This is a genomic window from Streptomyces sp. NPDC006193 (assembly GCF_040613915.1).
In the GTDB taxonomy this organism is placed as follows: domain Bacteria; phylum Actinomycetota; class Actinomycetes; order Streptomycetales; family Streptomycetaceae; genus Streptomyces.
On sequence record NZ_JBEXTB010000043.1, the window covers coordinates 22,150 to 47,366 of the forward strand.

Annotated in this window: 18 protein-coding genes and 1 tRNA gene; 14 read left to right on the forward strand and 5 right to left on the reverse strand. The window is 75.0% G+C overall.

Annotation, left to right across the window (positions count from 1 at the left end; all coding sequences use genetic code 11):
* Positions 1-136 precede the first annotated feature (136 nt).
* The 4 genes from ABZ261_RS27690 (at position 137) to ABZ261_RS27705 (ending at position 7,546) form a co-directional block, all read left to right on the forward strand.
* The gene (locus ABZ261_RS27690; RefSeq protein ID WP_356863770.1) at positions 137-1,030 is read left to right on the forward strand and encodes an FAD binding domain-containing protein; all 894 of its coding nucleotides are present in this window, start codon (positions 137-139) and stop codon (positions 1,028-1,030) included.
* Positions 1,027-3,642, forward strand: coding sequence for a 2Fe-2S iron-sulfur cluster-binding protein (locus ABZ261_RS27695; protein ID WP_356863771.1), 2,616 nt, complete (start codon positions 1,027-1,029; stop codon positions 3,640-3,642). The genes ABZ261_RS27690 and ABZ261_RS27695 overlap by 4 nt, the downstream gene beginning before the upstream one ends.
* On the forward strand, positions 3,639-5,948 hold the full coding sequence (locus ABZ261_RS27700) for a molybdopterin cofactor-binding domain-containing protein (RefSeq protein WP_356863773.1): 2,310 nt from the start codon (positions 3,639-3,641) through the stop codon (positions 5,946-5,948). Before ABZ261_RS27695 ends, ABZ261_RS27700 begins: the two co-directional genes overlap by 4 nt.
* Before the next feature lie 440 nt (positions 5,949-6,388).
* On the forward strand, positions 6,389-7,546 hold the full coding sequence (locus ABZ261_RS27705) for an SUKH-4 family immunity protein (RefSeq protein WP_356863775.1): 1,158 nt from the start codon (positions 6,389-6,391) through the stop codon (positions 7,544-7,546).
* Positions 7,547-7,833: 287 nt separating this feature from the next.
* On the opposite strand, the gene ABZ261_RS27710 is transcribed toward ABZ261_RS27705, so the two are convergent.
* Positions 7,834-7,908: transfer RNA gene (locus ABZ261_RS27710), tRNA-Cys, on the reverse strand.
* A gap of 206 nt (positions 7,909-8,114) precedes the next feature.
* Here ABZ261_RS27710 and ABZ261_RS27715 point away from each other — a divergent pair.
* From ABZ261_RS27715 to ABZ261_RS27730, 4 genes are all read left to right on the forward strand, one after another.
* A complete protein-coding gene (locus ABZ261_RS27715) occupies positions 8,115-9,575 on the forward strand; it encodes an MFS transporter (protein ID WP_356863777.1) in 1,461 nt (486 codons plus the stop codon).
* A 314-nt stretch (positions 9,576-9,889) separates the two neighbouring features.
* Positions 9,890-11,680 carry a DEAD/DEAH box helicase gene (locus ABZ261_RS27720; protein ID WP_356863779.1) on the forward strand — a complete coding sequence of 597 codons (1,791 nt, stop codon included), beginning with the start codon at positions 9,890-9,892 and terminating at the stop codon, positions 11,678-11,680.
* A 406-nt stretch (positions 11,681-12,086) separates the two neighbouring features.
* On the forward strand, positions 12,087-12,728 hold the full coding sequence (locus tag ABZ261_RS27725; protein WP_356863781.1) for a helix-turn-helix domain-containing protein: 642 nt from the start codon (positions 12,087-12,089) through the stop codon (positions 12,726-12,728).
* 259 nt (positions 12,729-12,987) lie between these two features.
* The gene (locus tag ABZ261_RS27730; RefSeq protein WP_356863783.1) at positions 12,988-13,779 is read left to right on the forward strand and encodes a S16 family serine protease; all 792 of its coding nucleotides are present in this window, start codon (positions 12,988-12,990) and stop codon (positions 13,777-13,779) included.
* Positions 13,780-13,836: 57 nt separating this feature from the next.
* Here ABZ261_RS27730 and ABZ261_RS27735 read toward each other — a convergent pair whose 3' ends face one another.
* Positions 13,837-14,331 (reverse strand): Lrp/AsnC family transcriptional regulator, encoded by a 495-nt coding sequence (locus ABZ261_RS27735; RefSeq protein ID WP_356863785.1) that lies wholly within the window; start codon positions 14,329-14,331, stop codon positions 13,837-13,839.
* A 122-nt stretch (positions 14,332-14,453) separates the two neighbouring features.
* On the opposite strand from ABZ261_RS27735, the gene hppD reads away from it, so the two are divergent.
* Positions 14,454-15,602 carry a 4-hydroxyphenylpyruvate dioxygenase gene (hppD, locus tag ABZ261_RS27740; protein WP_356863787.1) on the forward strand — a complete coding sequence of 383 codons (1,149 nt, stop codon included), beginning with the start codon at positions 14,454-14,456 and terminating at the stop codon, positions 15,600-15,602.
* A 112-nt stretch (positions 15,603-15,714) separates the two neighbouring features.
* Here hppD and ABZ261_RS27745 read toward each other — a convergent pair whose 3' ends face one another.
* On the reverse strand, positions 15,715-17,172 hold the full coding sequence (locus tag ABZ261_RS27745) for a tetratricopeptide repeat protein (protein ID WP_356863789.1): 1,458 nt from the start codon (positions 17,170-17,172) through the stop codon (positions 15,715-15,717).
* Positions 17,173-17,264: 92 nt separating this feature from the next.
* Here ABZ261_RS27745 and ABZ261_RS27750 point away from each other — a divergent pair, with 92 nt between their 5' ends.
* The 3 genes from ABZ261_RS27750 to ABZ261_RS27760 all read left to right on the forward strand — a co-directional run bounded on the left by ABZ261_RS27750 (position 17,265) and on the right by ABZ261_RS27760 (position 21,345).
* On the forward strand, positions 17,265-18,671 hold the full coding sequence (locus ABZ261_RS27750; protein ID WP_356863791.1) for an FAD-linked oxidase C-terminal domain-containing protein: 1,407 nt from the start codon (positions 17,265-17,267) through the stop codon (positions 18,669-18,671).
* A 358-nt stretch (positions 18,672-19,029) separates the two neighbouring features.
* Positions 19,030-20,604 carry an RDD family protein gene (locus tag ABZ261_RS27755; RefSeq protein ID WP_356863793.1) on the forward strand — a complete coding sequence of 525 codons (1,575 nt, stop codon included), beginning with the start codon at positions 19,030-19,032 and terminating at the stop codon, positions 20,602-20,604.
* A 72-nt stretch (positions 20,605-20,676) separates the two neighbouring features.
* Positions 20,677-21,345, forward strand: coding sequence for an RDD family protein (locus ABZ261_RS27760; RefSeq protein WP_356863794.1), 669 nt, complete (start codon positions 20,677-20,679; stop codon positions 21,343-21,345).
* An 81-nt stretch (positions 21,346-21,426) separates the two neighbouring features.
* Here the strand turns inward: ABZ261_RS27760 and ABZ261_RS27765 are convergent, their stop codons facing one another.
* Positions 21,427-21,660 carry a hypothetical protein gene (locus ABZ261_RS27765; RefSeq protein WP_356863796.1) on the reverse strand — a complete coding sequence of 78 codons (234 nt, stop codon included), beginning with the start codon at positions 21,658-21,660 and terminating at the stop codon, positions 21,427-21,429.
* A gap of 375 nt (positions 21,661-22,035) precedes the next feature.
* Here ABZ261_RS27765 and ABZ261_RS27770 point away from each other — a divergent pair, with 375 nt between their 5' ends.
* Together ABZ261_RS27770 and ABZ261_RS27775 are read left to right on the forward strand one after the other, a co-directional pair.
* Complete coding sequence (locus ABZ261_RS27770) at positions 22,036-24,393, forward strand: immune inhibitor A domain-containing protein (RefSeq protein WP_356863798.1); 2,358 nt, start codon at positions 22,036-22,038, stop codon at positions 24,391-24,393.
* 121 nt (positions 24,394-24,514) lie between these two features.
* Positions 24,515-24,838, forward strand: a complete 324-nt coding sequence (locus ABZ261_RS27775; RefSeq protein WP_356863800.1) for a hypothetical protein — start codon at positions 24,515-24,517, stop codon at positions 24,836-24,838.
* Between the two features lie 59 nt (positions 24,839-24,897).
* On the opposite strand, the gene ABZ261_RS27780 is transcribed toward ABZ261_RS27775, so the two are convergent.
* On the reverse strand, positions 24,898-25,217 hold a 320-nt coding region (locus tag ABZ261_RS27780; RefSeq protein ID WP_356863802.1), incomplete at its 5' end, for an isochorismatase family protein.

Consider the following 25,217-nt stretch of genomic DNA (forward strand, 5'->3'; position numbering starts at 1 on the left):
GGGCGAATGCCTCCTGGCCGACCCGTGCGTCCGGGCGCTGCGAAGATGTGCCAGAGTTGCCTCGTCCGCCCTGTCAGCACGTACCGTACGGCAGCACAGGCGGGACCAGGTGGGGCAGCGGGAAGGGGCAGCCGGTTTGACCACGCACGCACCGCAGGCGGCGCAGGCCGTCACGCTGCCCACGACGCTGGACGAGGCCGTGGCGGCCCTCACCGCCATGCCCGCCGCCGTGCCCGTGGCCGGCGGCACCGACCTGATGGCCGCCGTCAACTCCGGCCAGCTCAGGCCCGCCGCCCTGGTGGGCCTCGGCCGCATCAGCGAGATCCGCGGCTGGCAGTACCAGGACGGCCACGCGCTGCTCGGCGCGGGCCTCACGCACGCGCGCATGGGCCGCCCCGACTTCGCGGCCCTGATCCCCGCGCTCGCCGCCGCCGCGCGCGCCGCGGGCCCGCCGCACATCCGCAACGCGGGCACCCTGGGCGGCAACATCGCCACGGCCGCCCCCACCGGGGACGCCCTGCCGGTGCTGGCCGCCCTGGAAGCGACGCTGATCATCGCGGGCCCGGGCGGAGCCCGCCGGGAGATCCCGGTGTCGCACCTGCTGGCCGGCGTGGAGATGCTGCGCGGCGGGGAACTCATCGGCTACGTGCGCGTGCCGCTGCTGCACGCCCCGCAGGTCTTCCTGAAGGCGACCGGCCGCACCGGCCCGGGCCGCGCGACGGCGTCCGTCGCCCTGGTCCTGGACCCCGCACGGCGCGGGGTGCGCTGCGCCGTCGGCGCCATAGCGCCGATGCCGCTGCGCCCCCTGGACGCCGAGCAGTGGGTCGCCCGGCTCATCGACTGGGACAACGACCGCGCCCTCGTCCCGGAGGCCCTGCACGCCTTCGGCGAGTACGTCGCCGCGGCCTGCATCCCCGACCCGGTCCCCGAACCCGACGGCTCGGTGACCCCGCTTCCGCCCGCCGTACTGCACCTGCGGCGCACCGTCGCCGCGCTGGCCCGACGAGCACTGGGGAGGGCGCTGTCGTGACCGACGACCAGCACGGAGAGGGCACGGCCCAGGGCGGCGGCCGCTGGGACCCGCTGCCCCAGGGCGACTACGACGACGGAGCGACCGCGTTCGTCCAGCTGCCCGAGGGCGGCATCGACGCCCTGCTGGCCGGCGACAGCCCGCTGGCCGCGCCCGGCCACGGCTACGTGCCGCCGCGGATCACCGCCACGCACACCGACGGCGCCGCGGACGCCTGGTCCGCGCCCGACGGCGGCGGCCGGTGGCCCGACCCGAACACCGCGCCGGCGCCCGGCCAGTCCGCGGACGACCGGTACGCGTACCAGCCCGGCACCCAGCACTGGACGTTCCAGGAGCCCCCGGCCCCGGCCGCGCCGGGACACGACGTCACCGGGCAGTGGTCCATCCCGGTCGCCGGGGGCGAGATCCCGGAGGAGTCAGGGGAGTTCACCACGTCCTCCCTGGTCGAGCAGTGGGGCGGCACCCCGCCGGCCACCCTGCCCGGCGGTGCGCCCGCCCCCTGGGCGACCGACGGCGCCGGCGGCCCGTGGGGCGGGCCCCCGGCCCAGCCGGGCGCCCCCGCGCCCGAGGGGTACGTCCCGCAGGACGGATACGGGCAGGCCCCCGCCGGGCCCGCGGAGCACGACCGGACCGCATCCGGGTGGCCGGAGCCGGGCCACGGGGGCGAGTTCACACACGCCGGTCACCCGGGCGAGTTCACCGGGACCGGTCACGCGGGCGGGTTCCCGCAGGCCGGTCACCCGGGCGAGTTCACCGAGGCCGGTCACGCGGGCGGGTTCCCGCAGACCGGTCGTGCGGGCGAGTACGCCGACGCCGGTCACGCGGGCGAGTTCACCGGGGGCGGTCACACCGGGGGCGGCCACGGGGCCGCGCATCTGGACGCCGGGCACGCGGACGGTGTGCACGCGGACGGCGGGTATGCGGACGGCGGGCACGCGGACGCCGGGCACGCCGGGACCGGGCACGGCGACGCGGGGCACGCGGACGCCGGACAGGCCGCGCAGGCCGGCACCGGTCACGCAGGCGGTGCGGACGCGGAGGCCGCAGAGGCCGGACACGCAGAGGCCGGACACGCAGAGGCCGGACACGCAGAGGCCGGACACGCAGAGGCCGGACACGCAGAGGCCGGACACGCAGAGGCCGGACACGCCGAGGCCGGGCACACGGGGGCCGGGCAGGGCGACGCGGGGCACGCGGACGCCGGACAGGCCGCGCAGGCCGGCACCGGTCACGCCGAAGACGGGGACGCCGACGCCGGGCAGGCCGGGCACGCGGACGCGGACGCCGGGCACGCGGGAGCCGTTCACGCCGAGGGGGCCGGGTACGCCGACACCGGGTACTCCGGCGGCGGTGATGCGGACGCCGGGCGGGCCGGGACCGAGGACGCCGGGAGCGAGCCCGGAGCCGTCCACGCCGACGCCGGGCACGCCCGGAGCGAGGACCGTGCCGGTGCGGAGCCGGCCGGGGACGCACACGACCCCGGAGGGGCCGCCGAGCGGGCCGCTGACGGCCCGGCAGGCCAGGAGCAGGCCGGGGAGCCGGGCGCCGCGCCGCAGGCCGCGACGGAGGCCGCCACGGCCCCTGCGGAGGCGTCCGCCGGGCCGGGCGAGGCGGACGAGGCGTCGGCGGTGCCCGAAAGCCCCGCCGACGCGCCCACGGCCGACACGCCGACGGCCGACGCGCCCGCGTCCGGCACATCGGCGGCCGACGCGCCCGCGGCGGAGCACCCCTCCGCGCCCGACGGCGACGGCGCTCCCGAGGACTCCGCCGGGGAGACGGCCCCCGAGGGTGCGCCCGACGGGGCCGGGGACCCGGAGGCGGCCGTGCCCTCCGCGCCGTACGACGACCACCCCCTGGCCTCCTACGTCCTGCGCGTCAACGGCGCCGACCGTCCGGTCACCGACGCCTGGATCGGCGAGTCGCTGCTGTACGTGCTGCGCGAGCGGCTGGGCCTCGCCGGCGCCAAGGACGGCTGCTCGCAGGGCGAGTGCGGCGCCTGCAACGTGCAGGTCGACGGCCGCCTGGTGGCCTCCTGCCTGGTTCCGGCGGCCACCACGGCCGGCAGCGAGGTGCGCACCGTCGAGGGCCTGGCCGCCGACGGGCGGCCCTCCGACGTCCAGCGGGCGCTCGCCCGGTGCGGCGCCGTGCAGTGCGGCTTCTGCGTGCCCGGCATGGCGATGACCGTGCACGACCTGCTGGAGGGCAACCCGGCCCCGACCGAACTGGAGACCCGGCAGGCCCTGTGCGGCAACCTGTGCCGCTGCTCCGGCTACCGGGGCGTCCTGGACGCCGTCAAGGAGGTCGTCGCCGAGCGCGAGGCCTCCCGTGCCGGCCCGGAGACGGACGCGGACGAGGCCCGCATCCCGCACCAGGCGGGCCCCGGCGCCGGCGGCGTCCACCCGTCGGCGTTCGAGGCCCCGGGGGCGTTCGACACCCCCCGGACGCAGCAGGCGTTCCAGGCGGCCCCCGACGGTCACGACGGTTACGGGGACACCCCGAGCGGCCCCTACGGCGACGCCCCGGGCTCCTACCCGGACGCGCGGGACCCGTACGGCACACCGCCGGGAGCGCAGGACGGACAGCACTACGGCCAGGACGGAGGCCAGGCGTGAGCAACGAAGCCGGCACCGCGACCACCGCGGCGGAACCCGCCCCCGCGGCCGAGCCGTTGCCGCACGGGCTCGGCGCCTCGCTGCCGCACGCCGACGCCCGCGCCAAGACCGAGGGCACCTTCCCGTACGCGGCCGACCTGTGGGCGGAGGGCCTGCTGTGGGCGGCCGTGCTGCGCTCCCCGCACGCGCACGCGCGGATCGTGTCCATCGACACCACCCACGCGCGCGAGATGCCCGGAGTCCGCGCGGTCATCACCCACGAGGACGTGCCCGGCACCCCCCGCCACGGACGCGGGACGCCCGACCGGCCGGTGTTCGCCTCCGAGGTCGTACGGCATCACGGCGAGCCCATCGCCGCCGTCGCCGCCGACCACCCGGACACCGCGCGGATGGCCGCCGCGGCCGTGATCGTCGAGTACGAGCTGCTCGACCCCGTCACCGACCCCGAACAAGCCTTCGAGGCCGAGCCGTTGCACCCCGACGGCAACCTGATCCGGCACATCCCGCTGCACCACGGCGACCCCCAGGCGGTCGGCGAGGTGGTGGTCGAGGGCCTGTACCGCATCGGCCGCCAGGACCCGGCCCCCATCGGCGCCGAGGCCGGCCTCGCCGTGCCGCGGCCCGACGGCGGAGTGGAGCTGTACCTGGCCTCCACCGACCCGCACACCGACCGCAACACCGCAGCCGCCTGCTACGGCCTACCCCCCGAACGGGTGAAGATCGTCGTCACCGGGGTGCCCGGCGCCACGGCGGACCGCGAGGACCAGGGCTTCCAGCTCCCGCTCGGCCTGCTCGCGCTCAGGACCGGCTGCCCGGTGAAACTCACCGCCACGCGCGAGGAGTCCTTCCTCGGCCACGCCCACCGCCACCCCACCCTGCTGCGCTACCGCCACCACGCCGACGCGGAGGGCAAGCTGGTCAAGGTCGAGGCGCAGATCCTGCTGGACGCGGGCGCGTACGCCGACACCTCCTCCGACGCCCTCGCCGCCGCCGTCTCCTTCGCGTGCGGCCCGTACGTCGTCCCGAACGCCTTCATCGAGGGCTGGGCCGTCCGCACCAACAACCCGCCCTCCGGGCACGTGCGCGGCGAGGGCGCCATGCAGGTGTGCGCCGCCTACGAGGCCCAGATGGACAAGCTGGCCAAGAAGCTGGGCCTGGACCCGGCCGAGCTGCGGCTGCGCAACGTGCTCGCGACCGGCGACGTCCTCCCGATCGGCCAGACGGTGACCTGCCCGGCGCCGGTCGCCGAACTCCTGCAGGCGGTACGCGACCACCCGCTGCCCGCGCTGCCCAAGGACACCCCCGAGGAGGAGTGGCTGCTGCCCGGCGGCCCCGAGGGCGCGGGCGAGCCGGGCGCGGTGCGCCGGGGCGTCGGCTACGGCCTGGGCATGGTGCACATGCTCGGCGCGGAGGGCGCCGACGAGGTGTCCACGGCGACCGTCAAGGTCCACGACGGCATCGCGACCGTGCTGTGCGCGGCCGTGGAGACCGGCCAGGGCTTCACCACCCTCGCCCGGCAGATCGTCCAGGAGACCCTCGGCGTCGAGGAGGTCCACGTGGCCCCCGTGGACACCGACCAGCCCCCGGCCGGCGCGGGCTGCCGCGGCCGGCACACCTGGGTGTCGGGCGGCGCGGTGGAGCGGGCCGCGAAGATGGTCCGCACGCAGCTCCTGCAGCCCCTGGCCCACAAGTTCGGCATGTCCACCGAGCTGCTGCAGATCACCGACGGGAAGATCACGTCGTACGACGGCGTGCTGTCCACGACCGTCTCCGAGGCGCTGGAGGGCAAGGAGCTGTGGGCCACGGCCCAGTGCCGCCCGCACCCCACCGAGCCGCTGAACGCCGCCGGCCAGGGCGACGCCTTCGTCGGCCTCGCCTTCTGCGCGATCCGCGCGGTCGTGGACGTGGACATCGAGCTGGGCTCGGTGCGGGTGGTGGAGCTGGCGGTGGCCCAGGACGTGGGCCGGGTGCTGAACCCGGCCCAGCTGACGGCCCGGATCGAGGCGGGCGTGACGCAGGGCGTGGGGATCGCCCTCACCGAGAACCTCCGCACCCCGCGCGGCCTGGTCCGCCACCCCGACCTGACCGGCTACGCCCTCCCGACCGCCCTCGACGCCCCCGACATCCGGATCGTCAAACTGGTCGAGGAGCGTGACGTGGTGGCCCCCTTCGGCGCCAAGTCGGTCAGCGCGGTCCCGGTGGTGACGGCCCCGGCGGCGATCGCCTCCGCCGTCCGCGCCGCCACCGGCCGCCCGGTCAACCGCCTCCCGATCCGCCCGCAGGCGGCGGTGGTGACGGACCGGTGACCACGCCGGGCGCGACGCCGGGCCGGTGACCACGTGGGGCGCGGCGCCGGGCCGTTGACCGAGCCGGCCGTCGCGCCGGGCCGGCGACCGAGCCGGCGGCTGCGCCGGGCCGGTGAGCACGCCGGTCGCGGCGCCGGCCGGGATCCGCTGCGGCCGGGGCACGGCGTGGTCCCGCGCGCCGGGGCGACGGCCGGCGCCGGGCAGGGTCCGCAGCGGCCGCCGCCCGCCGCTGCCGTCCGGGCCTGTCCCGCCCCCCCCGGCCGACCGTGCCGGAAATATCGCGGACGCGGGCAACGCGCCCCGCCCGATCGACGTCCTTCCCGGTGCGGGCCGTTGTCAGTGGGGCGGCGTAGTGTGCCGGTCAGTGGGGGCACCTGCCCGAGGGGTGCGGACGACGGTGTGGGCACGCCGTCCCGCACGGGGAAGATCGCGGGGGAGCGATGAGCACGACCGACGCCGGAGCACCGGCGATCACGCTGACCGAGGCGGAAGTGGACCACTACGTCACGCACGCGCCGACGCGCGGCCTGCTCACCGGCCCCGGACTGCCCGCGGACACCGGTCTCCTCACCTTCTCGCCGCTGCGCGCGCACGGCCTGCGCACGCTTGCCGACGCCGCGGACGGGCCCCTCCACCTCGCGGAGGAGCTGCGCGGCCGTCTGGTGATCGGCGAACTGCTCACCCCGGCCGGCATGGACCGCGAGTCGATCCTGCTCGACGGCGGCACGGGCGAGCTGACGACGGCCCACCTCCTCGACCCGTCCGCCCCGCGCCCCTTCGCGCCCTCCCTGCACACGCTGCTGCGCTTCGCCGCAGTCACCGAGGAACTGGCGGGCCTGCGCGGCCGGTTCGCCTCCCTCGCCGGGCAGTACGGCCCCGGGACGGTGACCGAGGCCTCCCGCCGCCTCCTCGCCCTGTTCGAGGAGGGCACCGACGGCCGGGTCCCGCCGTACTGGAAGGCGGCCGCGTTGATCCGCCCGCTCTCCCTCGTCGCCGGTCCCGGCACCGCCTCGGGCCTCACCCTTGACCTCCCCGCGCGCGTCCTGGACCAGGAGTTCGGGCACGGCCGGGTGGCGCGTTTCGAGGAGGTCGACTTCCCGGGGACGCTCACCCACGAGCCGACCCGCCGCTTCCTGCGGGAGACGGGGCTGCCGGAGGAGGCGGTCTGCTTCCACGCCGACACGGACGTCTCCCTGCCGACGCTCCGGGAGTACGTCCTGGAGGAGCACCCCGACTACCCTGCCGAGGAACTCCCGGCCCACTGCGACCACTTGATCCGCCTCGGCCACCTGCTCCAGGACAACAGCCTGGTGGTGGACGGCAGAACGGGCGCGGTCCTCACCTTCAGCGAGCCGGAGGCGACGCTCTACCCGCTCAACACCGACGTCTCCACCCTGGCCTTCACCCTGTGGCTCATCCACCACGAGCGCACCATCGACGCCCACCTGGGCCGCGAACTGGCGACCCACGCCTACGACCAGCTGGTCGCCGCCATGGTCCACACCCTGAACACCCTCGACCCCACCGGCGCCCTGCCGAACACGACCTGGCACTACTGGACCGAACTCCTGCGGGACGAGTCGGGCGGGGTGCTCTGACGTCCCGACCGCCGGGCAGCGGGAGACCGGCGCGGATCCGGTCCGGGGCCGCGGGCAGCAGTGCGTCGGCCGCGGTCCTGCCGTCGGGTGACAGGGTCGGGTTTCGTCCGGACGACGAGGGCGACGTCGTCGTCCGCGTCATGGCCGATGGAGGAGCCGGAGCCGGGGAGTTCGCCCACGCCCGCCCGGCACGTGCCCCGGAGGCATCGCCGCGACCGGCCCCCGCGACAGGCAGGCGAGGGCGGCGCCCCCCCACCGGGGGCACCGCCCTCGCCCGTCCCGCACCCTGGAGGCCGTGGCGGGGATCGAACCCGCGTAACTCGCTTTGCAGGCGAGTCCCTGAACCACTCGGGCACACGGCCGTGTCGTCCGGACCGGCGGCCGCGCGGCCGGGTCCGTGTGGAGAACGTACGGGCCCGCGGGGGCGGGGCTCAAGGGCGACGGGGGTGCCGCAACGGGACTGCCACACGGCGTTCACGGGAGGGCCCGGGGCCTACGACCAAGGGCGGAGCCGAGGTCCGGCTCCTGACAGGGGCGTGACCGGGTCGCGGGCCTTACCCTGGCGGGCATGAGCGCCCTCGAATCCCGCGATCCCGCCGTCCTCGGTCCGCCCTCCGACGAGGACGGCGGCGTGCTGGGCCGGGCGCACCGGGCGCTCAGCGTCGGGATCGTGTCCGTCGTGGTCCTGATCGCCTTCGAGGCGACCGCGGTCGGCACCGCCATGCCGGTCGCCGCGCGGGACCTGGACGGCGTCGCGCTGTACGCGTTCGCCTTCTCCGGGTACTTCACCACCAGTCTCTTCGGCATGGTGCTCGCCGGGCAGTGGTCCGACCGGCGGGGACCGCTCGGCGCGCTGACGACCGGCATCGGCGCCTTCGCCGCGGGCCTGGTCGTCGCCGGCACCGCGCAGGCCATGTGGGTGTTCATCCTCGGGCGGGCGGTGCAGGGCCTGGGCGGCGGGCTGGTCATCGTCGCGCTGTACGTCGTCGTCGGCCGGGCCTACCCGGAGCGGCTGCGGCCCGCGATCATGGCCGCCTTCGCGGCCGGCTGGGTCGTCCCGTCCGTCGTCGGCCCCCTCGCCTCCGGCGCCGTCACCGAGCACCTCGGCTGGCGCTGGGTCTTCCTCGGCATCCCCGCCCTCGTCGTGTTCCCGCTCGCGCTGGCCCTGCCGCAGATACGGCGGCGGGCGGCCGGGCCGGTGGACGAGGAGACCGCCGCCGCCTCCTTCGACCGGCGCCGCATCCGGCTCGCCCTCGGCATCTCCCTGGGCGCCGGGCTCCTGCAGTACGCCGCCCAGGACCTGCGCCCCCTCTCCCTGGTCCCGGGGCTGGCCGGCGCCGCGCTGCTCGTGCCCGCCGTGCTCGGGCTGCTTCCCCGCGGCACCTGGCGGGCGGCCCGCGGCCTGCCGGCCGTCGTGCTGCTGCGCGGGCTGGCCGCCGGCTCGTTCGTCACCGCCGAGTCCTTCGTGCCGCTGATGCTGGTCACCCAGCGCGGGCTGTCGCCGACGCTGGCCGGGTTCTCGCTGGCGGCGGGCGGCGGGACCTGGGCGCTCGGGTCGTACGTGCAGTCCCGGGCGCGCGTGGAGCCGTACCGGGAGCGGCTGATGACCCTGGGGACGGCGCTGGTCGCCGCCGCGATCGTCACCGCGCCGAGCGTGCTCGTGCACTCCGTTCCCGTGTGGACCGTGGCCGTCGCCTGGGCCGTGGGCTGCTTCGGGATGGGGCTGGTGATCTCCTCCTCCAGCGTGCTGCTGCTGAAGCTGTCCGCCCCGGAGGAGGCCGGCGCCAACTCGGCCGCCCTGCAGATCTCCGACGCCCTGTCCAACGTCGTCCTCCTCGCGGCGACCGGCGCGGCCTTCGCGGCCCTCGGCGGCGGCAGCACGGAGGCCGCGGCGGCAGGCGCCTCTCGCCCCGCCGCCTTCGCCGCCGTCTTCCTGCCGATGGCGGCCGTGGCGCTGGCGGGGGCCTGGGTGACGACGCGGCTGAGCGAGCGGCAGCCGGACGGCACGCCGGCGGGCGGCGCGGCCTAGGCCAGGGCGTTCCGTCCGGACCAGGTCGGATCGGGCCGCGGTGTCCGGTGCGGTGCGCCGCAGGGCGGAGGAATCCGGGGCCGCCGGGCCGGCCGCCGGGACACCGGTTGCCGGTGCGGCCGGCGCGGCCGCTGTGACGTGGATCCCACCCGGGGGCGACCCGGCCTCGTCCGGCCGTGGGCGGCGGGGCGACGCCGGTAGGGTGGCCCGGTTGTCATACGTAGCCGCCCGACCTTGCATCCACGGAGACCGTGACCACCGCCAGCCCGTCACCCGCCACCGCCCTCAACGGAAGGCCCTCCGGGCCCACAGCCATGTCCGTTTCCTCCGCGCACTCCCACCACCTCTCGCCCGCCTTCCCGGGCCGGGCCCCCTGGGGCACCGCCAGCAAGCTGCGTGCCTGGCAGCAGGCGGCGATGGACAAGTACATCCAGGAGCAGCCGCGTGACTTCCTCGCCGTCGCGACCCCCGGCGCGGGCAAGACGACCTTCGCGCTGACGCTCGCCTCCTGGCTGCTGCACCACCACGTCGTGCAGCAGGTGACCGTGGTCGCGCCGACCGAGCACCTGAAGAAGCAGTGGGCGGAGGCGGCGGCCCGGGTCGGGATCAAGCTCGACCCCGAGTACAGCGCCGGTCCGCTCGGCAAGGAGTACGACGGGGTCGCCGTCACGTACGCCGGCGTCGGGGTGCGCCCCATGCTGCACCGCAACCGGGTGGAGCAGCGCAAGACGCTCGTCATCCTGGACGAGATCCACCACGCCGGCGACTCGAAGTCCTGGGGCGAGGCGTGCCTGGAGGCGTTCGAGCCCGCGACCCGGCGGCTGGCGCTCACCGGTACGCCGTTCCGGTCGGACACCAACCCCATCCCCTTCGTGACCTACGAGGAGGGCCCGGACGGCATCCGGCGGTCCGCCGCGGACTACACCTACGGGTACGGGTCCGCGCTCGCCGACGGCGTCGTCCGGCCGGTCATCTTCCTCTCCTACAGCGGCAACATGCGCTGGCGCACCAAGGCCGGGGACGAGGTCGCGGCGCGGCTCGGCGAGCCGATGACCAAGGACGCGGTCAGCCAGGCCTGGCGTACCGCCCTCGACCCGCGCGGCGACTGGATGCCGAGCGTGCTGCGCGCCGCCGACCAGCGGCTCACCGAGGTCCGCAAGGCCATCCCAGACGCGGGCGCGCTCGTCATCGCCTCCGACCAGGACTCCGCGCGCGCCTACGCCAAGCTGATCCGGGAGATCACCGGCACCAGGGCGACGCTGGTCCTCTCCGACGACGCCGGCGCCTCCAAGAAGATCGACGAGTTCAGCGCCGGCGACGACCGGTGGATGGTCGCCGTGCGCATGGTGTCCGAGGGCGTCGACGTGCCGCGCCTCGCGGTCGGCGTGTACGCCACGACGATCTCCACCCCGCTGTTCTTCGCCCAGGCCGTCGGGCGTTTCGTGCGGTCCCGGCGGCGCGGCGAGACCGCGTCCGTGTTCCTGCCGACCGTTCCCGACCTGCTGACCTTCGCCAACGAGATGGAGAAGGAGCGGGACCACGCCCTCGACAAGCCGAAGAAGGAGGGCGAGGAGGACCCGTACGCCGAGTCCGAGAAGGAGATGGAGGAGGCGAACAAGCAGCAGGACGAGGACACCGGCGAGCAGGACATGCTGCCCTTCGAGGCGCTGGAGTCCGACGCCGTCTTCGACCGGGTGCTGTACGACGGCGCCGAGTTCGGCATGCAGGCCCACCCGGGCAGCGAGGAGGAGCAGGACTACCTCGGGATCCCGGGGCTGCTGGAGCCCGAGCAGGTGCAGCTGCTGCTGCAGAAGCGGCAGGCCCGGCAGATCGCGCACAGCCGGAAGAAGCCGGACTCCGAGGCCGACCTGCTGGAGCTGCCGGCCGAGCGGCGGCCGGTGGTCACGCACAAGGAGCTGATGGAGCTGCGCAAGCAGCTCAACACGCTGGTGGGCGCGTACGTGCACCAGAGCGGCAAGCCGCACGGAGTGATCCACACCGAGCTGCGGCGGGTGTGCGGGGGGCCGCCGAGCGCGGAGGCCACGGCGGGGCAGCTGCAGCAGCGGATCGACAAGGTGCGGGAGTGGGCCACGCGGATGCGGTGACGCTCCGCTTCATCGCGCCGGGTGTTCCCGGGGTCCGGGCCCGCCCGGCCAAGCCGGGCGCCCGGGGGTCCGGGCCCGGCCGGGTGCGCGGGGGACGGCCGGGCCCGGTGGGCCCCGGACCCCGCCGCTTCCGGGCCGTGTGCGTTCCCGGACGGATGCCGGCAGGCCGGTCGCGGCCCTGCCCGGATTCTGGACGGAGACTTCCGCTCAGCGAACCGGCTTCGCTACTGTCCCGCTACGCACACGCCCCGTGGCAGCGCCGCCGCGGAGCGCAGCCGTGAAGCGACGAGGCCCGGAGCCGCCGGGCCTTCTGCCGATCGGCGGCTCTGAGGCGCGTCGCCGACGGGACTCGGCGCCGCACCCGCCGCCCGGGGCCGCCGACCTCACCACCGAAGGAGGGGGCGTCGTGACCGCGGAGACCTCTCAGACGCTCGACCGGGGACTGCGCGTCCTCAAACTGCTGGCCGACACGGACCACGGGCTGACCGTCACCGAGCTGTCCACGAAACTCGGGGTGAACCGGACCGTGGTGTACCGGTTGCTCGCCACGCTGGAGCAGCACGCGCTCGTACGGCGCGACCTGGGCGGGCGAGCCCGGGTGGGACTCGGGGTGCTGCGGCTCGGCCGGCAGGTGCATCCGCTGGTACGGGAGGCCGCGCTGCCCGCGCTGCGGTCGCTCGCCGAGGACATCGGGGCGACGGCCCACCTGACGCTGGTGGACGGGTCCGAGGCACTGGCCGTGGCGGTGGTGGAGCCGACCTGGACGGACTACCACGTGGCCTACCGCGCCGGGTTCCGGCACCCCCTGGACCGGGGTGCGGCCGGCCGGGCCATCCTCGCCGCCCGGCGGTCGCCGTCCGCCGACCCCGGCTACACCCTCACGCACGGCGAGCTGGAGGCCGGGGCGAGCGGGGCCGCGGCGCCGCTGCTCGGGGTCACCGGGGTCGAGGGCAGCGTGGGCGTGGTGATGCTGGCCGACGCCGTGCCGGAACGGGTGGGCCCACGGGTGGTGGAAGCGGCCCGAGAGGTCGCCGAAGCCCTCCGCTGACCACCCCGGGGTGACAGCCCGGGCGAGGAGCCCGCGGCGAGGGTCGCCCGAGTCGATGTGACGGCGGGCGTGAGGCCCCTGCTCCGGGCCGCCGCCCGGTGCCTCGCCTTGAGCGCGTGCCGGCCAGGCCGGGCTGTGCCCTCCCACGCGCCCGCGCCCGTCGGCCGTTCCCGTATCGCCGTTCCGCGGGCGGGGCGGGAGCGCAGGCCGCACGTGACGGCCGGACGGCCGCGGGTGGGGCGCGCGTTAGATTGACTTCGTGCTCTCACGTCTCACACGCCCCCAGGCCCTCGCCGTCTGCGCGCTGCCCGTGGCGGCCCTGATCGCCGCGTCCGCGCTCGCTCCGCTGCCGTTCTCGGTGGCGCAGCCCGGCATGACGGCGGACGTGCTCGGCGAGAACAGGGGCGCCCCGGTGATCACCGTCTCCGGCGCGGCGGCCCGGAGGACCAGCGGGCAGCTGAGGATGACCACGATCGAGGCGACCGGCCCGGACACCCCGGTCTCCCTCGCCGACGTTCTCGGCAACTGGTTCCGCACCGACCGGGCCGTCATGCCGCGCGACTCGGTCTACCCCAGCGGCGACACCGTCAAGGAGATCGAGAAGCACAACGCGGCGCAGATGCGGCAGTCCCAGGACGCAGCGACGCAGGCGGCGCTGCGCTACCTCGGGCTCGGCGCGGGCAAGGTCAAGGTCACGCTGAAGCTCGCCGACGTGGGCGGGCCCAGCGCGGGCCTGCTGTTCACCCTCGGCATCATCGACAAGCTGCACGGCGACGGCAGCGGCGGAGATCTCACCGGGGGCCGCACGATCGCCGGTACGGGAACGATCGACGCCGCCGGCAAGGTCGGCGCGGTCGGCGGGGTCGCCCTGAAGACGCAGGCCGCCCGCCGGGACGGCGCCACCGTCTTCCTGGTGCCGAAGGCCGAGTGCGCGGACGCGAAGGCCGAGCTGCCGAAGGGTCTGCGGCTGGTCCCGGTGACCACGCTGAAGGGCGCGGTCGACTCCCTGGTGGCACTGCGCACGGGCAAGGGCCCGGTCCCGAGCTGCTAGCCCCGCCGCACGGGCCCACTCCCCGGAGCCACGGGCACACCCCCGGTCCGCCGGTGCTCACCCCCGGTCGGCCGGCGGCCTTCCGCTGTCCGCTGCGGCCTGCTCCACCAGCGGGATGATCCGCAGCGGGACGGGGTTCTCCATGACGATCGCCGTGGAGGCCCGCACGATGCCGTCGAAACCGACGACCCGGTCGATCACCCGCTGGAGGTCGGCGTTGGAGCGCGCCACGAGCCGGCACAGCATGTCCCCGCTGCCCGTGGTGGTCAGCAGCTCCAGCACCTCCGGCACCGTCGCCAGGTGGGCCCGCACGTCGGTCCCCTGGCCCTGCCGGATCTGCAGGGTGGCGAACGCGGTGACCGGATAGCCGAGGGCCGCGGGGTCCACCTGCGGACCGAATCCGCGGATGACCCCGTTCGACTGCAGACGGTCCAGCCGTGCCTGCACGGTCCCGCGCGCCACCCCCAGTCGGCGGGACATCTCCAGCACCCCGATGCGCGGTTCCTCGGCCAGCAGCACGATGATGCGCCCGTCCAGATGATCGATCGCCACGGGACCCCCTGAGATGGTCATCCTGTACAGAAGGACCGGTGAAACGGCCGTACGGCTGTACAGACTGCGCAGTGAATACGCGAACTATTGCGCACCTTGCAGAGCGGCGCGACCCTTCCGCCATGACGCAGACCACACACCACACTCCCGACACGACCGCCCGGCAGGACGACCCCTTCCCGGTCAAGGGAATGGACGCGGTCGTCTTCGCCGTGGGCAACGCCAAGCAGGCGGCGCACTACTACTCCACCGCCTTCGGCATGCGGCTGGTCGCCTACTCCGGACCGGAGAACGGCAGCCGCGAGACCGCGAGCTACGTGCTGGAGAACGGCTCCGCCCGCTTCGTCCTCACCTCGGTGATCAAGCCGAGCAGCGACTGGGGCCACTTCCTCGCCCGGCACGTCGCCGAGCACGGCGACGGCGTCATCGACCTGGCCCTGGAGGTCCCGGACGCCCGCAGCGCCTACGCGTACGCCATCGAGCACGGCGCCCGCTCGGTCGCCGAGCCGTACGAGGTGAAGGACGAGCACGGCACGGTCGTCCTCGCCGCGATCGCCACCTACGGCGAGACCCGCCACACCCTGGTCGAGCGCACCGGCTACGACGGCCCCTACCTGCCCGGCTACGTCGCCGCGAAGCCGCTCGTCGCCCCGCCCGCCCGGCGCACCTTCCAGGCCGTCGACCACTGCGTCGGCAACGTGGAGCTCGGCCGGATGAACGAGTGGGTCGCGTTCTACAACAAGGTCATGGGCTTCACGAACATGAAGGAGTTCGTGGGCGACGACATCGCCACCGAGTACAGCGCGCTGATGTCGAAGGTCGTCGCGGACGGCACCCTGAAGGTGAAGTTCCCGATCAACGAGCCCGCGATCGCCAAGAAGAAGTCGCAGATCGACGAGTACCTGGAGTTCTACGGCGGCGCCGGCGTCCAGCACATCGCGCTGAGCACGAACGACATCGTGCAGACGGTCCGCACCATGCGCGCGGCCGGCGTCGAGTTCCTCGACACCCCCGACTCCTACTACGACACCCTCGGCGAGTGGGTCGGCGACACCCGCGTGCCGGTCGAGACCTTGCGCGAGCTGAAGATCCTGGCCGACCGCGACGAGGACGGCTACCTGCTGCAGATCTTCACCAAGCCGGTCCAGGACCGGCCGACCGTGTTCTTCGAACTCATCGAACGGCACGGCTCCATGGGCTTCGGCAAGGGCAACTTCAAGGCGCTGTTCGAAGCGATCGAACGCGAGCAGGCCAAGCGGGGCAACCTGTAACCGGGCGTCGCCCCCGGCACGGCACGGGCGAGGCGGCGGAGCGCGGACCGCGGACCGCGGACCGGTGCGGCGGAACCGCACCGGTCCCGCCGCACCGGCCGGTCGCGGGCGCCTAGGAGTCGTCCGAGGGCGGCGGTTCGTCCGGCACGTCTCCCAGCGCGGCCAGCGTCCGCCGGGCGGCGGGAGCCCCGAGCGGCGAGAAGTACGGGTTGATCCGCAACGCCTCCTGCAGATGCCGCCGGGCGGGCCCGTACCGCCCCAGCTCGGCTTCGATCACCCCCCGGTGGTAGGCGTACGGCGCACTGCGCACCCCGCCGCCCTTCTCCTTGTCCGTCGCGGCGGACGCGTACGCCAGCGCCTCCTCGTCCTCGCCGGCCCGGTGCAGGGCCCAGCCCAGCGCGTCGGCCACCTCGGTCCCCGGCTGCCGCCGCCACTCCTCCCGCAGCCGCCGCACGGCGTCCCGCGGGTCCCCGTGGTCCGCCTCGAACCGCCCGATCAGCAGCTCCATGTCGACGCCGGCCGCCGCCGCCCGCCCCACCGCCGCCTCCAGCCGCGCGTACTGCTCCGCGGCCTGCCCGTGCCGCCCCAGCGACTCGTACAGCTCGCCCAGCTCCAGCAGGTCCGCCGGGTCCGGCCGGCGGGCGAGCGCCGACCGGTACGCGGCCAGCGCCTGGGCCGTGCGCCCCAGCGCCGCCAGCGTCCGCGCCCGCCCGACCGGCGCCGTCCGCTCGTCCGGGTCCAGGCGCGCCGCGGCCTCGAAGTGCCGCAGCGCGTCCGGCAGGTCCCCGCGCTCGAAGGCCAGCTGCCCGACCCCGGCCAGCCAGGCGGCCTGCTCGGCCGGGGTGCGGGCGGCGGCCGCCGCGTCGGTCAGCTGGGCCACCGCGTCCTCGCGCCAGCCCCGGTCCCGGTACACGGCGGCGGCCCGCGCCATCACCGCCGGCCGGGCCACCGCACCGGCGCGCAACTCCAGCAGCTTGTCCAGGGTCGAGCGGGCCTTCTCGTGGTCGCCGAGCCCGGTGTAGGCGTCGATCAGCGGCGGATACGCCGACCAGCGCTCCGGCGCCGCCTTCAGCGCCTGCTCGCCGTACCGTTTCGCCGCCGGGAAGTCCCGGCGGGCCAGCGCCAGCGCGGCCAGCCCGTCCAGCGCCTCGGTGTTCCGCGTGCCGCGCACCTCCAGCGAGGCCCGCAGCGCCCGGTCGGCCCGCGGATAGTCGGCCGCGTCGCCCGTGCGGCGGCCCCGCTCCACGTACGCCGACCCCAGCGCCGCCCAGGCGCGGGCGTTGTGCGGCTGCGCCCGCACCCGCCGCTCCTGCCGCCCGATGTACGCCGTCAGCGCGGGCAGCGCCGCCGGCGCCCCCGCGGTCACCGCCGCCGGGGCCTGTGCCTCAGGGCCGGCGGCGGGCGGGCGCACCACCTGCTGCCGGCGCTCCTGCGGCAGCGCCATGAGCACCGCGCCCGCGACCGCGCCCCCGGCCAGTGCGGCGGCCAGCGCCCGCCGCAGCAGCCGCCGGGAGCGGCGCGGCGGCCCGGCCGCACGGGACGTGTCCGGCACGCACAGTCGGTTGTCCATGCGGCTCACTGTGCGTCAATACGACGAACACATCCGGGTGGCCCAAGGGCGGCGCGTGCGGGGTTCACACCGATGGCCGCGAGTGCCAACCTGTGATCATGAGCCGTATCGAAGCGCCGCGCGACGCGGAGACGAGCAATCTCACCGACCGGCTCCTGGCCGGCCTGCCGGCCGAGGCCCTGCTGACCGATCCCGACGTCACCGCCTCCTACGCCCACGACATGGCGAGCTTCTGCCCGGCGGGCGCCCCCGCCGTCGTCGTCCTGCCGCGCACCGTGGAACAGGTGCAGCACGTCCTGCGCACCGCCACCGAACTGCGCGTCCCCGTCGTCCCGCAGGGCGCCCGCACCGGCCTGTCCGGCGGCGCCAACGCCACCGACGGCTGCATCGTGCTGTCCCTCGTCAGGATGGACCGGATCCTGGAGATCAGCCCCGTCGACCGGATCGCCGTGGTGGAGCCGGGCGTGGTGAACGCGGACCTCGCCCGCGCGGTCGGGGAGCACGGCCTGTACTACCCGCCGGACCCCTCCAGCTGGGAGCAGTGCACCATCGGCGGCAACATCGGCACGGCCTCCGGCGGCCTGTGCTGCGTCAAGTACGGCGTGACCGCCGAGTACGTCCTCGGCCTGGACGTGGTCCTCGCCGACGGCCGCCTGATGTCCACCGGCCGCCGTACGGCCAAGGGCGTCGCCGGCTACGACCTCACCCGCCTCTTCGTCGGCTCGGAGGGCTCCCTCGGCGTCGTCGTCCGCGCAATCCTCGCCCTGCGGCCCCAGCCGCCCCGGCAGCTCGTCCTGGCCGCCGAGTTCCCCTCCGCGGCCGCCGCCTGCGACGCCGTCTGCCGCATCATGGCGGGCGGCCACGTCCCGTCCCTCCTCGAACTGATGGACCGTACGACCGTCAAGGCCGTCAACGACCTCGCCCGCATGGGTCTGCCGGAGACCACCGAGGCGCTGCTGCTCGCCGCGTTCGACACCCCGGACCCCGCCGCCGACCTGGCCGCCGTCGGCGCCCTGTGCGAGGCGGCCGGCGCCACCCAGGTCGTCCCGGCCGAGGACGCGGCCGAGTCCGAGATGCTGCTCCGGGCCCGGCGGCTCGCGCTGACCGCGCTGGAGGCGGCCAAGGGCACCACGATGATCGACGACGTGTGCGTGCCCCGGTCGCGGCTCGGCGCGATGCTGGAGGGCGTCGAGCGGATCGCCGCGAAGCACGGCCTCACCATCGGCGTCTGCGCGCACGCCGGCGACGGCAACACGCACCCCACGGTGTGCTTCGACGCCCGCGACCCCGACGAGTCCCGGCGGGCCCGCGCGTCCTTCGACGAGATCATGGCGCTCGGTCTGGAACTGGGCGGCACCATCACCGGCGAGCACGGCGTCGGCGTCCTGAAGAAGGAGTGGCTGGCCCGGGAGCTCGGCCCGGTGGGGGTGGAGATGCAGCGGGCGGTGAAGCAGGTCTTCGACCCGCTGGGCATCCTCAACCCCGGCAAGCTGTTCTGAGCCGCCGCTCACCGGGCGAGCAGTGCGTCGAGCGCGCCGCCGATGCCGAGCCGTTCGCCCTCCGTGCCCGGCGGCCTGCACCGGCCGGACCCGCACGTCGGGGTGCTCCATGCCGGTCTGGAAGGCGATGCGGACGGCGATGCCGACGGCGGTGCGGACGGTGTAGGGCTCGCCGGTGCGGCAACGGAGCCGGGCCGGGACCGGAATGCTCCGTTCCGGTGACGCGCGGACGCGGGGCGGCCGGGCGCCGCATTGCCCGGAAAGGAGTGGGTCCGGCCGGACCGGCGGTGGGCCATGCCCGGGTCTGATAGATGTGGAGGCTCCCATCCCACCCCCGAGCAGATACGGGACGACGGACATGAGCGCCCCAACCCCGGCCCCAGGTGACGACCGGCCCCGCGAGGGCTACTACCCGGACCCGTCCATCCCCGGCTACGTCCGGTACTGGAACGGCGCCTCCTGGGTGCCCGGCACCAGCCGCCCGGCGCCCAGGGACGGCGAAACGCTCGCTCCGCCGCCCGGCGCCCGCCCCGCGGCCCCGTCCGTGGAGGAGACGGGCCCCCACTTCTTCGACGAGGACCCGGTCGACCCGGGCCCGCCGGACCCGGGTCCGTCCGGCCGGGCGGACCCGGCCGACCAGTGGGTCCGGGCGGGCGGGCAGGGGCAGGGCGGCCACGGCGGATGGGCGCCGGCGGGACAGGGCGGGCAGACCGCGCAGGGAGCGCAGTGGGGACGGGCGGCCCCGGCGGGCGAGCCGGGCGGACCCGGTGCGGCCGGCCAGGGCGTGCAGGCGGGGGTCTGGCCCCCGGGCGCCGCCGACCCCCGGGTGCCGGCCGGAGGCCCGGCGCACCCCGACGGGAACGCCACCAGCCGCACCGACGGCACCGCGACGATCCCCCCGGTGGACGACGCCCCGGACCCCGGCACCTTCGTCTTCCGGCGCCCGGTCCCCGGCCCGGCGGCCCGCGCCGACGACGGCACCAGGACCCTCCGTCCGGCGCCGGACGGGGCGTCGGGCGCCGGGGGCGCCGCGTCCGGCGGTCCCGTCCCGGCGGGCTTCGGCACACAGGGACCGGTCGGCGTGCCCGCCCCGCCGGCGCCCGTCCCGCCGGCGCCCGTCCCGCCGGCGCCAGCTCCGTCCGCGCCCGTCCCGGCCGCCGACCCCGGGTTCGGCGCCGGGAAGGCGGCAGCGGCCCGCGCCACCGCCGCACCGGCGCCCCCGACCGTGCCGCAGGCGCCGCAGCCCTTCCCGGCGGCCGCCGCCCCCGCCCTGCCGCAGCAGCCGGTCGGCCCCCAGGCCACCACCCCACTGAGCCCCGGTTCCGGCGGCGGCCAGGCCTCCTGGGCGCAGCAGGTGCACCGGCTGGCCGGGGGCGGGGACGAGCAGCCGGTGGCGCCCTGGAAACCGCCGGTGGAGGACCCGTTCCAGGCGGCCGCGCGCCGCCAGGCCGCCGCCCGGCCCGCCGGACTCGGCAGGCGGTTCGCGGCCCGGCTGATCGATCTGCTGGCCGTGGGGGCCGTGACGGCCGCGGCCGCCGTGCCGCTCGGCGTCCAGGCCGTGGACCACGTCCAGGGGAAGATCGAGGCCGCCCGGCTGTCCGGCCGTACCGTCACCGTCTGGCTGATCGACGGCACGACCGGCACCTCCCTCGGCATCGTCCTCGCCGTCCTGCTCCTCGCGGGCGTCCTGTACGAGGTGCTGCCCACCGTCAAGTGGGGCCGCACCCTCGGCAAGAAGCTGTGCGGTATCGAGGTGCGGGACATCGAGGCGCACGAGCCCCCGACGTTCGGCCCGGCGCTGCGCCGCTGGCTGGTCCTCAGCGTGCCGGGGCTGCTCGCCGTCGGGATCGTGGGCGTGCTGTGGTGCCTGTTCGACCGGCCCTGGCGCCAGTGCTGGCACGACAAGGCGGCCCACACGTTCGTCGCGGGCTGACGCCGGCGGGCGCGTCCCCCGTACGGCCGCCCGCAGGATGCGGAGCCGGGGAGTCCGGGTTCCACTCGGGCCATGAGCAGCGAACCGCCCCCCGGCTCCGGAGAGCAGCCACCCGAGGACGACCCGTTCAGGAAGCGGCCCCCGTCGGACCGGGGACCGGGCTCGCCGTACGACGCCCCGTACGGCGGCGCCCAGCAGCCCCCGCCCCCGTACGGCGGCGGCCAGCCCCCGCCCCCCGGCGGCCCGTACGGCGGTTCCCCCTACGGCGGCGGCCCCGGCGACCCCCTGGCCGGGATGCCCCCGCTCGCCGACAGCGGCCGGCGGACCCTCGCGCGGATCATCGACATGGTCCTCGTCGGCATCGTCGTCTGGCTGCTCACCTGGGCGTTCGGGGTGCGCGAGTACACCGTCGACGGCGACCGCATCGAGGTCGGCAGGTCCGTCGCCCAGTCCTTCATCGCGGCCCTGCTCTACGTCGCCTACGACACCGTCCTCACCAGCCGGTCGGGGCAGACCCTCGGCAAGAAGTGGCTCGGCCTGCGGGTGGCCGGCCTGGACGGCGGCGGCACTCCTTCCGCGCAGACCTCGCTGGTCCGCGCGCTCGTGCTGTGGGTGCCGTTCGCGTTCTGCTGCGCCTGCGTCTGGACGGCGATCGCGGGCGGCTGGAGTTTCTTCGACAAGCCCTACAAGCAGGGCCTGCACGACAAGGCGGCCAAGACGGTGGTGGTCAGCGCCCGTTGACCGCGGTGTGCGGGGCGCTCCCGCGTGAGCGGCGGGTCCGTGCGCGCCACGGCCCGCCGCTTCCGCCGTCGTGCGCCTCGGTCACAGCCTCGTGGGGACGCGCTCCTCGCCGTTCGCGGTCCTGGCGGGCGCCGCCGCGCGTGTCCCCGGGACGGGGACCGTCAGGGCGACCAGCAATCCCAGCGCCAGTGCCGCCACGGCGACGACGGCGATCCCGGGGCCGGAACTCGTCCGGGACAGCAGCAGCATGACGAGCGTCGAGACGATCACGGTGCAGGAACCGTAGGCGAGCTGTGCGGCGGTCGGACGAGGCATGGCCATCGTGTCCTCGGCAGTCTTCGGGAGTCGGAGGGAGTCGGGAGGTGCCTTCGGGCTCTTCCGGCGTGCATGCCCGAGCGGGACATCCGGTAAGCGCCGCCTCACCCACCGTACCGGTGCACGGGGGGCGCACGGAGTCACCGATCCCGCCAACAGCGCTTGTTTCTGCACCTGTTGACCGGGCGACACCTGTCCGCAAACCCGGCGTCGTCTCCACATAGAGCACTTGTCCTGTTCAAGTCAAGATCTGTTTTTTCAGCTGATCCTCTAGTCAAATGTGGTCACTTGTTACACGCGTTGATCGTGCGCGCACGGACTCCTCCATCACCCGGAACCCTCTGTCCGTGTGCGCGGCGCGGGGGAGGAACCCAAGTGACCAGCAGATCCTGGACGTTCAGAGCGACCGCCATCGGCGTGACGCTCGCGGCGGCCTCCGCCGGCCTCGCGGCGTCCGCCGTCGCCGAGGCAGGCACCCAGCCCCGGTCCGCAGTCGCCGACCGGCACGACCCGGCCCCGGTGAAGCAGAAGAAGCACGACCTCGACGGCCCGCTGAGCAGGACTCAGGACGCCCAGCGCGAGGAGGCCCTGAAGCAGCTCATATCGGGCAAGGTGAAGGCCCAGGAGCGCAACGGCTCGAAGGTCGTCAAGCTCAAGAGCAAGAAGGGCGACAGCAAGTACGTCGAGCTGAGCCGGGAGAAGACCGACAAGATCTTCACCATCCTGGTGGAGTTCGGGGACCGGACGGACCCCAGGTACGGGGGCACCGCCGGCCCGCTGCACAACAAGATCGCCAAGCCGGACCGCAAGACCGACAACTCCACGGCCTGGCAGAAGGACTACAGCAAGAAGCACTACCAGGACCTGTACTTCGGCACCGGCAAGAAGACCGAGTCGCTGAAGAAGTACTACGAGAAGCAGTCCTCGGGCCGCTACTCGGTCAGCGGTGAGGTCACCGACTGGGTGAAGGTCCCCTACAACGAGGCGCGTTACGGCAACAACGCCTGCGGCCAGACCAACTGCCCCAGCGTGTGGAACGTGGTCAGCGACGGCCTGAGCGCCTGGGTCGCCCAGCAGAAGAAGGCCGGCCGCACCGACGCCGACATCAAGAACACCCTCGCCAAGTACGACCAGTGGGACCGCTACGACTTCGACGGCGACGGCGACTTCAACGAGCCGGACGGCTACGTCGACCACTTCCAGATCGTGCACGCCGGCGAGGACGAGTCCGCGGGCGGCGGCGCCCAGGGCAAGGACGCGATCTGGGCCCACCGCTGGTACGCCTTCGGCACCGACGCCGGCGCCACCGGCCCCGGCGGCAACAAGCTGGGCGGCACGCAGGTCGGCGACACCGGCATCTGGGTCGGCGACTACACCATCCAGCCGGAGAACGGCGGCCTCGGCGTCTTCGCCCACGAGTACGGCCACGACCTCGGCCTGCCGGACGAGTACGACACCGCCGGCGGCGACAACTCCACCGGGTTCTGGACCCTGATGTCCTCCGGCTCCTGGCTGGGCACCGGCAAGGACTCCATCGGCGACCTGCCCGGCGACATGAACGCCTGGGACAAGCTGCAACTGGGCTGGCTGAACTACGACACGGCCAAGGCCGGCAAGCAGTCCACGCACAAGCTGGGCCTCGCCGAGTACAACACCTGGGACAAGCAGGCCCTCGTGGTGAACCTGCCGGAGAAGGCCGTCACCACCACCATCACCCAGCCCGCCGAGGGCTCGACCCAGTGGTGGAGCGGCAGCGGCAACGACCTGAAGAACACGCTGACCCGCACGGTCGACCTGACCGGCAAGTCCGCGGCGAGCCTCACCCTGGACGGCTGGTGGGCCACCGAGGAGGGCTACGACTACGTCTACACCGAGGTGTCGACCGACGGCGGCGCCAACTGGACCGCCCTGGACGGCACGGCGGACGGCCAGGCCCTCCCGCGTGACGCGAGCGGCAAGCCGGCGCTGAGCGGCTTCTCGCAGACGCACAAGAAGCTGTCGTTCCCGCTCGACGCCTACGCGGGCAAGAAGATCGACCTGCGCTTCCGTTACGCCACCGACGGCGGTGTCGCGGAGAACGGCTTCACGGCCGACGAGATCACCGTGACCGCCGACGGCGCCCCGGTGTTCTCGGACAACGCCGAGACCGCGGACGCCGGCTGGACCGCGGCCGGCTTCTCCCGCATCGGCGCGTCCTTCACCAAGGACTACGCGCAGTACTACATCGCCGAGAACCGCCAGTACGTCTCGTACGACAAGACCCTCAAGGTCGGCCCGTACAACTTCGGCTTCGCGTCGCGCCCGGACTGGGTGGAGCACTACCCGTACCAGAACGGCCTGCTGATCTGGAAGTGGGACACCTCCCAGGCGGACAACAACACCAACGACACCGACGGCCACCCGGGCACCGGTCTGATCCTGCCGGTCGACGCGCACTACAAGGCGCTGAAGTGGGCCGACGGCACGCTGCTGCGCAACCGCATCCAGGCCTTCGACTCGACCTTCGGCCTGGACGCGACGGACGCGTTCACGCTGCACAAGGCGGACAAGGCGCTCAAGATCAAGTCGCAGAAGGGGGTGGGGGTCTTCAACGACCACACCAGCACCTACTACGACCCGGCCAACCCGACCGGCGGTGTGAAGGTCACTGACACCAACACCAAGATCACGATCGTCAAGCAGGCCAAGGACGGCTCGACCGTCGAGCTGAAGGTCGGCCCCGCGGTGAAGTAGCGGACGTCTTCGCCGGTCACAGCGGTATCGGCGGCGACCCCCTGGCGGGTCGCCGCCGTTCGTGTTTAGGTGCGTCCTGTGGCTCGCTTATTGACACCGACCGGAACGGGGATGTGACCGCATGGCCGCTGGAGGCTTCTGCAAGCTGCCGGACGGCACGGTGGTGGTGGCGCTGCACCTGCCCTACGGCTCCGCCGGGGTGCGGGTGCTGGTGCACGCCCGCAACCGGGCCCGGGCCCTGACCAGGCTCCGCAACCTGGGCCTGCGGGCGGTCCACCTCCGGGGGAACGCCGCGCCCCCCACGCCGGACGAGATCACGGCGGTGCTGCACCACCCCGACGGCCTGATATGGCGCACGGCCCCGGCCGGCGACGGCGTCCCGGCCGGCGAGCTGTGGCACCCGATCCGCGCGCTGCTGCGCGGACCGGCGATGGCACAGGGCTGAGGCGCCGCGGGGCGCCGCGCCGCCGGGGGCCGCCGCCCGCTCCTGGCACCGCCGCGGTGTCAGCCGCTCACCACGGGCTTGCCGAGCAGTTCCACGCCCGCCTCCCGCAGCTCCTCCAGGGCCCGCTCGGTCGTCTCCGGGGAGACCCCCGCCGTCAGGTCGAGCAGGACCTGGGTGCGGAAGCCCTCCCGGACGGCGTCCAGCGCGGTGGCGCGCACGCAGTGGTCCGTGGCGATGCCCACCACGTCCACCTCGGCGATCTCCCGCGCCCGGAGCCAGTCGGCCAGCGGCACGCCGTTCTCGTCGGCGCCCTCGAAACCGCTGTAGGCCGCCGAGTACGCCCCCTTGTCGAACACCGCGTCGACCGCGCCGGAGGCCA